This window comes from Sandarakinorhabdus sp. (genome assembly GCF_041689835.1).
Lineage (GTDB): Bacteria > Pseudomonadota > Alphaproteobacteria > Sphingomonadales > Sphingomonadaceae > Sandarakinorhabdus.
The window spans coordinates 1-8213 of sequence record NZ_JBDNFM010000138.1; the positions used below are offsets into that span (position 1 = coordinate 1).

Genomic DNA, 8213 nt, shown 5'->3' on the forward strand with positions numbered 1-8213 from the left:
CGCCGGTGCGAGGCTGCCGGCCAACGCCGTCAACAGCCCCAGCAAACCAAAGCCCAGCGCCGCCAGCCCGTCAAAGCCCAGCCGCGCGCTCCCACCGCTGAAATAGCCGCCGCCCAGATCGCCGCCAAACTGTTCCACCACCAATGTCGCCAGCCCATGGCCCACCACCACGCCCAGCACCGCGCCGGCCACGCCCAGCAGCATGCCTTCCACCAGCAATTGCTGCATCAGCCCGGCCCGCGGCAGGCCCAGCACCGCCAGCAGCGCAAACTGCGGCCGCCGCCGCGCGACGCTCAGCGCCTGCGCCGACCACACCAGAAAACCCCCCGTCAGCAGCGCCACCAGCGCCAGCATGCCCAGGTTCACCCGGTAGGCGCGGCTCAAGGCGTCGGCGCGGCTGGCCTCGGCTTCGGGGGTGGCCAGCAGTGCATCGACGGGCAGCGCGGCGCGCACAGCGGCCTGCGCGCCGGCCGTTTCCGCCAATTTCAGATCAAGCCGGTGCAGCCGCCCCATTTGGCCAAAGCGCCACTGCGCCTGCGAAATGTCGATCACCGCCAGTTGCGCATCATCGCCCGCCGCCGCCAGCCGGCCTGCCACGGTAAAACGCGCCTGCCGGCCAGCAGCAGTGATGGCAAAACTGTCGCCTGATTGCAGCCCCGTCGCGCGGGCAAGGGCGGCCGACAGCCACACTGCATCGCCCTGCCATTCAGGCTGGCTGCCCACCCCGCCCCGCCCGGCGCCAGACAGCCCCACTAGCCCCGGCGTGATGCCAGCGGCGCGCAGCGGATCCAGCCCGATCAACGTGAAACGGCCGCCTTTTGCCTTTGATCCCGGCGCCAACAAGCCAGGACGCGCAAGCCGGCCCCAGCTTGCCGGCAATTCCACCACCGGGCTGATCGCCTGCACCGCGTCCAGCCGGGCCAATCGCGGATACAGATTTTCGTCCAGCCCGGCCGCCGACCGCGCGCGCACCGCCATGTCGGCGCGGCCCTGCACGCTGGCCACGGCGCGGCCAAAACTGGCCAGCGCCGCGCTGTTCACCAGATGCACCGCAAAACCCAGCGCCACGCCCACCGCAATCGCCAGCACGGCCAGCCCCATGCGCACCGGTTGTGCCCGCCATTCCCCTGCAATCAGCCAGCGCGTTGCCTGCCAATGCCGGATCACGCCGGCACCAGTCCGCTCGCCGCCAGACGCAGCACGCGGTCAGCGGCGCCGGCCACCATTTCGCTGTGCGTGACGATCAGCACGGCGGTCTGGTGATCGCGGGCCTGGGCCAGCAGCAGATCAAGGATGCGGGCAGCCGTTTCGGGATCAAGATTGCCGGTGGGTTCATCGGCCAGCACCAGCGCCGGGCGGTGCACCAGCGCGCGGGCAATGGCAACGCGCTGCATTTCCCCGCCCGACAGCACCGCCGGCCAATCGGGGCCGCGCCCCGCGAGGCCAACCGCCGCCAGCATGGTTTCGGCCCGCGCCAGCGCTTGGGATGCCGGCAAGCCGGACAGCAGGCACGGCAAGGCCACGTTTCGCGCCAGCGTCAGGTGCGGCAGCACATGAAAGGCCTGAAACACGAAACCCAGCGCCGACGCCCGCAGCGCCGCCCGTGCCGGTTCGGCCAGCGCCGCCACGTTGCGCCCGCCGATCAGCACCTGGCCCGCATCGGGCACATCCAGCCCGGCGATGATGTTGAGCAGAGTGGATTTGCCCACCCCGGATTCGCCGGTGATGGCCACCACTTCGCCCGGTGCCAGCACGATGTTCACATTGGCAAACAAGCTGCGCCGGCCGCCCCCCGCCAGCGGCACGGAACGAGCCAAGCCGGTGGCTGCCAGAACGGGAGCGGCCGCCAAAGTGGCAGGAGGACTTGCGAGTTGCATGTTGCCTTCGATGTAGCCGAGCAGGCTTGGAATGTTAGCCCCGTGTGGCGACATGCCCACCCCTGCTCACCCGCTCCTGCTCACGTTGGCGGCGCCATCAAGCCTGCTTGGCAAACAAATTGCCAGGATTGCGCATCGCCTTGAATTCCAGCGCATTGCCAGCCGGATCAAACAGGAAAAATGTGCCCTGTTCGCCCGGCTTGCCAGCAAAGCGCACGTGCGGTTCCATTTCAAATGCCAGCCCGGCCTGGCGGATGCGCGCGCCCAGCGCTTCCCAGCCGGCCCAATCCATCACCAGCCCGAAATGCGGCACCGGCACCGAATCGCCGTCCACTGGATTGCGGTGGATGGCCGATCGTGGTGCCTTGTGAACCACCAGCTGGTGGCCGTGGAAATCGAAATCAATCCACGTTTCCGAAGACCGGCCTTCGGGGCAGCCCAGCACCGCGCCATAAAATTCCCGGGCCGCGGCCAGATCATCAACCGGGATGGCAAGATGGAACAAATTCACGTCGGTTCTCCAAAATCGCCCGCCAACTGGTGAGCGCGGTCAAGTAACTGGCGGCTGGCCAACGCGATCGGCCCGCCTTCGGTGGCCAGCAGCGGGTGATCGGCCGGCAATGCCGGCGGCAACGGGCAATCGATCGGCCCGACCACGGCAACATCACCGTCATGAGCGGGCCGGAGCAGCCAGTTCATCACGCTGAGCAGCCGGGTGGTGACGCCCAGCGCCTCCATCGCGGCCGCCAGTGACGGCTGCGGCGGCAATTCCTCACGCCACAGCCGGCCCGGCCCGTCAAACCAGCGGCGCGCGGCTTCGGAAACGGCGATGGTGTCGTGATACAGCGCATCCAGATGACTGCGCAGGGGCGCCGAGCGGCGGCGGGTACGGCCTCCGGAAACCGCGGCCCTTGAATCGCGATTGACGCTGCCAAGATTCGCGTTGCCGACGCCGCCAGAAGCAACATTGCCCTGGGCGTCGGCACCTCCCGGCCCATGGAGGGCGGGATCACCGGCAACGGTGCTTGAAGAGGATTCTGCCATGCGCGGGTTTGATATCTCTCCCCGGCCGCGTTCGTCCATCGGATTCGAGTCTCCCGGCCGATTGCCCCAGCAGGTGAAGCCCGGATCGCCGCACAATCAGCCCCTCAGCACTTTGCGGCGCTCGACGCGGAACCGTTTGAGTTCCTCGGCCGGCGCCGGCCAATCCGGATCGGCACGGGCGGCGGCGGCATAATCGTCCATCGCGTCCTTCAGCCGGCCCGCCACCTCCAGCGCCTGCGCCCGCGCGAAATACGCCCGCGCCGGCTCTTTGGGCCCGACGTCGATGCCGTGACTGATGAGTGCGACGGCTTCGGTCTCGCGGCCGGGCATCCGGGCAATCACGATGCCCTTGTTAATCCAGGCTTCGGCCAGCCCCGGCGCCGACCTTATGGCAAGATCGAAGTCGCCTTCCGCCTTGGCAAGCTGGCCGGCGCGCAGCCGAGCAATGCCGCGGTTCATCAGCATGGCCAGCCGAACCGGCGCCGGAATGCCGGGTTCACGGATAGCGCGATCACAGCGGGCAAGCTGGGGGCGGCTCGCACTGCCGGCTTCGGCTGCTTCGCGGCACGGCGCAGCCCGTGCATCATCGATGCCCATCGGCTGCGCACACAGCGGCGCTGCAATCAACAACAGCCAGATCAGTGCCCGGCGCATCGCCGGCTCAGGCAATGATATCGGGGATCAGCAGATCCTCGAGCATGGCGATTTCATCCTTCAGCAGCAGCTTCCTTTTCTTGAAACGCTGCAACTGGATCATGTCGGGCATGGGCAGCAGGCGCAGCGCGCCCGTTGCGGCATCAAGATCGCGGTGATCCTGTTTCAGCATCTCGATCCGGGCGCGGATCTCGGGATCGTCCACCCTGTTTGCTCCCTGGCCCAGCCGCAAGGGGCGCCGCGGCTGTTTTGTCGGGATAAGCATTCTGCCGGCCTGCCTGCAAGCGCCGTGCGCAGCCCGCGGCAAAATCATGCCAAACCAACACTGAATCGCCGATAGAGCATGGACAGGGCCGTGGTTCCATGATGCACTCTCTCATCCCGCCAGTCGGCAACTCCTGCACGGCCGGGGGGATGAAAAAGGGAGTGTGCCAATGGCCAATGCCCACCGCGATCAAATGATTGCCCGCCATGCCCGGCTGGATGCCAACCTCGCCGCCGAACTCAAACGGCCCCTGCCCGATCCGGCAAGGTTGCGCCGGCTCAAACAAGAAAAGCTCAAGCTCAAGGATGCGATGAACGAGGTCGCATCGGTTCACTGATCATACGATACCGCCGCGCCCCGGGTGCACAAGCCGGGGGCGTGGCGTTTTCCTTGTCTCCGCCGCAACCTACTCGTCGCGGCTAACTTTCTCGTCACGTTCGTGGCGTTCCTGGGCATCGATCGTCATGGTGGCAATCGGGCGGGCTTCAAGACGAGCCAGGCTGATCGGCTCGCCGGTCATTTCGCACCAGCCGTATTCGCCGTTTTCGATCCGGCGCAGCGCCGAATCGATCTTGGAAATCACCTTGCGCTGGCGATCACGAGTGCGCAATTCCACTCCCCAGTCGGTTTCGCTGGCGGCACGGTCCGTCGGATCGGGTTCGCGCATCGGCTCGGCCTTCAGCGCTTCCAGCGTGCCTTCCGATTCTTTCAGGATCTCGTCTTTCCAGCGCAGCAGCCGCCTGCGGAAATAGGCCAGCTGGCGCGGGCTCATGAAGTCCTCGCTTGCACTCGGGCGATAGTCCGGCGGCAGATCGTCACCATCGGCCGGCACGATTAGCGTCCCGCCAATGTAGAATCCATGTGCCGAAAGCGCATCATATGATTTACTTTCAACTTCATCATGACTCATTCATGCTCTCCAGTCGAACTGCGACCCCAACCAACCCTTCTTTTAAACAATTCTGGCTTGACTTTTGCGGCAGTAAGTGTGGAAACAGTAATGGTAATTACTCCGAATACTGCAACGTGACTAAGAAAATTTATGTAGAAAAATGTCGCATTTCCAACTACAATACTGAAAGCGACAACCCACATAAACCCAAGTATCTGTAGCACGTAGTGTCGTGTCGATATATCTGGAATATGCCGCAATGGGCTTACTTCATGATTAAAAATAAAGTTCCACAGGAACAATATACCATTTCCAATAATCTTGATCATATTCGACTGCTTTCTGATGCCGAGTTATACTTGTAGTAGCCTTGGCAACCACGTCCTCATACCAGTGTCTCGAAACTGGTTATGACTCGCCGCGCTGCATGGGTCAAAGCAGCCATCGCCAAACTCCTGTCGAGCAAATCGTCACAACTCAGCTTTCAGACGTTTGCCTCCTAAACCGCTGCCGCTTCAGGGGCAAGCGGTGAAGCGGGCACAATTTGGTGGTCACGAAAGTTTCGCAAATCATGTTGATCGGCAAAGCCGCGCCCCATGAAGTTGGTGCGGCAGGCTCAGCCCTTCAGCCCGTCAATGCGGGCCTGGATGGCGGCCAGCTGTTCCTTCAGCTGGGCCACTTCATCGGTGCTGGGGGCCGGCCTTTTCCCCGGCTTGTCCGTGGACCGCGCCGCCGTTTCGCGCAGCATGCCGCCCTTCATCATTTCGGTGGCGGCTTGAAACATCGCCAGATTCTGCCGTGCCAGCTGCTCGAAAGGCTTCAGCGCGGCGTCGCGGAACGACGCCTGGTTCTCGGCAAAGGCGGCCATTGAGGCTTCCAGATAATGCGGCACCATCGATTGCATCGAATCGCCATACAGCGCGATGATCTGGCGCAAAAACGAGGTGGGCAGCATGGTCTGGCCGCCAGCCTCGCCTTCCATGACGATCTGGGTGAGCACCGACCGTGTGATATCATCGCCGGTGCGGGCGTCGAACACCTGGAAGTCCCGGCCTTCACGCGTCATTGCCGCCAGATGTTCGAGCGTGATGTAACTGGAAGTTTCGGTATTGTAGAGGCGGCGATTGGCGTATTTCTTGATGGTTACAGACGGCCGGCCAGCGGGACCGGCCTTGGCATCAGGGGAGGAAGAGGCATTGGCCATGGGGGCTCCCGGCATTAAATCTGCCAACCGGACTAGCATATCCGCATGTTGCGGTGCAATGCCGCAGCGCCGCGAGCGCGCATGGCGCAGCCAAGCGCGCCGACAGGCGCAAGGCCGGCCGGGCTGGCGGCTGGCCCGCAGGCCAGCCGAACAGCTTCGACGGCGCGGCTTCGCCGCGCGCTTACTTCATCCTTCCTTCCGCGCCCCAAACAGACTCGGCGGTTCTGCCGCCGGCTGTGCCCCCACGTGCCTGCACCACCACCCATGACCCGCGCCCCTGGCCCTCACCCCCTCCCCATTTTCCTCGCTGCGCTGCAAGCCGCCTGCGCCGACGATCCCGCCCGCCTCGCCGCCGCGCTGACAGGCCTTGCCCGCTATCAACAGGCCCCGCGCACCACACCGCTGCCAAAACGCCCCGAAATCGCCCGCATCGGCCACGTCAGCCTGCGCGGCAAAGTTGGCCCCCGCCCGCTGGTCATCGTGCCCTCGTTGATCAATCCGCCCGACGTGCTCGATCTGCCCGGCCGCAGCCTGATGGCGCATCTGGAAGCCGCCGGATTGAGCCCGCTGATTGTCGATTGGGGCGACACGCCCGAACCGCTGGGCCTGAGCCAACTGGTCAGCGATCGCCTCGCACCGTTGGTGGGCAACCTGAACCAACCGGTTGCGCTGATGGGCTATTGCCTTGGCGGCACGCTGGCGTTGGCGCTGGCTGGGCAGGTGGCCGCAACCCGTATCGCGCTGATCGCCGCCCCGTGGAATTTCGCCGGTTACGGCGAGCCATCGCGGGCTGCGCTGGCCAGCTGGTGGGCGGTCGCGGAGCCGCTGGCGCAGGCGATGGGGCAATTGCCGATCGATCTTTTGCAGCCGGCGTTCTGGTCACTCGACCCCGCCGGCCTGGCGGCAAAATATGTTCGGATGGCCGCCGCCAGCGACAACGATCTGGCCGATTTCGTGCGGCTCGAAGACTGGGCCAACGGCGGCGCCCCGCTCAGCCTGGCCGCCGCCGCCGACCTCGCCGCGCTGTTTGCCAGCAGCGCACGCGGGCTGGATGACAGCGCGCACGCGCTGGGCGAAAGCGCGCACGAGTTAGGTGACGGCGCGCACGCGCGGGGCGAAAGCCCTTGGCCGCCCATTCCGCTGCTCGATGCCGTGGCCCTCACCGATCGCATCGTGCCGGCCGCGGCGGCCCTCACCCGGCCCGGCGATGCAGCGCGGCTAGAGATCGCTGGCGGGCATGTCGGCATGGTGGTGGGCCGGCAAGCGCCCAGCCGGCTATGGCCGGCGCTGGCGACTTTTCTGGCCGACAGGTGACCGCCAGCCCAATGGTGCAGCGCCGCAAACGCGCCTAGTCTGACGCAAACGACTCGCAAAAACTGGGGAACTCCATGACCAACATCGTCATCACCGCCGCCCGCCGCACCGCCGTGGGCAGCTTCATGGGCAGCTTTGCCGGCACCCCGGCACATCTGCTCGGCAAAGCCGCCATCGAAGCCGCGCTGCTCGATGCCGGCGTTGCCCCCGGCGAGGTGAGCGAAGTGATCCTGGGCCAGGTGCTCACCGCCGCGCAGGGGCAGAATCCGGCGCGGCAGGCCGCCATGGCCGCCGGCATCGCAATCGAAGCGCCGGCGTACGGCGTCAACCAGGTGTGCGGTTCGGGGCTGCGCGCCGTCGCGATGGGGGCGCAGGCGATTGCCAATGGTGATGCCGACATCGTCGTTGCCGGCGGGCAGGAGTCCATGAGCCTTTCCACCCACGCCCAGACGATGCGCGCCGGCACCAAGATGGGCCACATCGAATTGGTCGATACGATGATCAAGGATGGCCTGTGGGATGCCTTCAACGGCTATCACATGGGAATCACGGCCGAAAATGTCGCAGAAATGTACCAGATCAGCCGCAGCGCCCAGGATGAATTTGCCGTCGCCAGCCAGAACAAGGCCAGCGCCGCCCGCGCCGCCGGGCGCTTTGCCGCCGAAATCGCAGCCGTCATCATCAAGGGCCGCAAGGGCGATACCGTGGTCGATAGCGATGAATATATCCGCGACGGCGTCACGCTCGACAGTATTTCGGGCCTGCGCGGCGCCTTCAAGAAAGATGGCAGCGTGACCGCCGCCAACGCCAGCGGCCTCAATGACGGCGCCGCCGCGCTGGTGCTGATGCGCGAGGCCGAAGCGGTGCGCCGCGGTTCGCCCATCCTCGCGCGCATCGCCGGTTTTGCCAGCGTTGGCGTCGATCCCGCGGTGATGGGCATCGGCCCGGTGCCCGCCAGCCGCA

Annotated in this window: 12 protein-coding genes; 3 read left to right on the plus strand and 9 right to left on the minus strand. The window is 65.5% G+C overall.

The features are described 5' to 3' along the window. The 6 genes from ACESL8_RS07565 to ACESL8_RS07590 all read right to left on the minus strand — a co-directional run. A partial coding sequence (locus ACESL8_RS07565) for an FtsX-like permease family protein (protein WP_372917450.1) occupies window positions 1-1167 on the minus strand: 1167 nt, incomplete at its 3' end. After that, window positions 1164-1817, minus strand: a complete 654-nt coding sequence (locus ACESL8_RS07570; RefSeq protein WP_372917452.1) for an ABC transporter ATP-binding protein — start codon at window positions 1815-1817, stop codon at window positions 1164-1166. The genes ACESL8_RS07565 and ACESL8_RS07570, both read right to left, overlap by 4 nt. Before the next feature lie 157 nt (window positions 1818-1974). Beyond that, entirely contained in the window at window positions 1975-2388 is a 414-nt protein-coding gene (locus ACESL8_RS07575; RefSeq protein WP_372917454.1) for a VOC family protein, read from the minus strand. Continuing rightward, window positions 2385-2921, minus strand: a complete 537-nt coding sequence (locus ACESL8_RS07580; protein WP_372917456.1) for a DUF1465 family protein — start codon at window positions 2919-2921, stop codon at window positions 2385-2387. The genes ACESL8_RS07575 and ACESL8_RS07580 overlap by 4 nt, the downstream gene beginning before the upstream one ends. A gap of 96 nt (window positions 2922-3017) precedes the next feature. After that, window positions 3018-3575, minus strand: coding sequence for a hypothetical protein (locus ACESL8_RS07585; RefSeq protein WP_372917458.1), 558 nt, complete (start codon window positions 3573-3575; stop codon window positions 3018-3020). Between the two features lie 7 nt (window positions 3576-3582). After that, complete coding sequence (locus tag ACESL8_RS07590) at window positions 3583-3780, minus strand: YdcH family protein (protein WP_372917460.1); 198 nt, start codon at window positions 3778-3780, stop codon at window positions 3583-3585. Window positions 3781-4009: 229 nt separating this feature from the next. Here ACESL8_RS07590 and ACESL8_RS07595 point away from each other — a divergent pair, with 229 nt between their 5' ends. Continuing rightward, window positions 4010-4177: a YdcH family protein gene (locus ACESL8_RS07595; protein WP_372917462.1), complete on the plus strand. Its 168-nt coding sequence runs from the start codon at window positions 4010-4012 to the stop codon at window positions 4175-4177. 69 nt (window positions 4178-4246) lie between these two features. Here ACESL8_RS07595 and dksA read toward each other — a convergent pair whose 3' ends face one another. The 3 genes from dksA to phaR form a co-directional block, all read right to left on the minus strand. After that, window positions 4247-4612, minus strand: a complete 366-nt coding sequence (gene dksA / locus ACESL8_RS07600; protein WP_372917472.1) for an RNA polymerase-binding protein DksA — start codon at window positions 4610-4612, stop codon at window positions 4247-4249. Window positions 4613-4746: 134 nt separating this feature from the next. Further along, complete coding sequence (locus ACESL8_RS07605; RefSeq protein ID WP_372917464.1) at window positions 4747-5061, minus strand: hypothetical protein; 315 nt, start codon at window positions 5059-5061, stop codon at window positions 4747-4749. 287 nt (window positions 5062-5348) lie between these two features. After that, window positions 5349-5936: a polyhydroxyalkanoate synthesis repressor PhaR gene (gene phaR, locus ACESL8_RS07610; RefSeq protein ID WP_372917466.1), complete on the minus strand. Its 588-nt coding sequence runs from the start codon at window positions 5934-5936 to the stop codon at window positions 5349-5351. Window positions 5937-6200: 264 nt separating this feature from the next. On the opposite strand from phaR, the gene ACESL8_RS07615 reads away from it, so the two are divergent. Both ACESL8_RS07615 and ACESL8_RS07620 read left to right on the plus strand, forming a co-directional pair. Next, window positions 6201-7250, plus strand: a complete 1050-nt coding sequence (locus tag ACESL8_RS07615) for an alpha/beta hydrolase (RefSeq protein ID WP_372917468.1) — start codon at window positions 6201-6203, stop codon at window positions 7248-7250. Window positions 7251-7324: 74 nt separating this feature from the next. Further along, a partial coding sequence (locus ACESL8_RS07620) for an acetyl-CoA C-acyltransferase (protein WP_372917470.1) occupies window positions 7325-8213 on the plus strand: 889 nt, incomplete at its 3' end.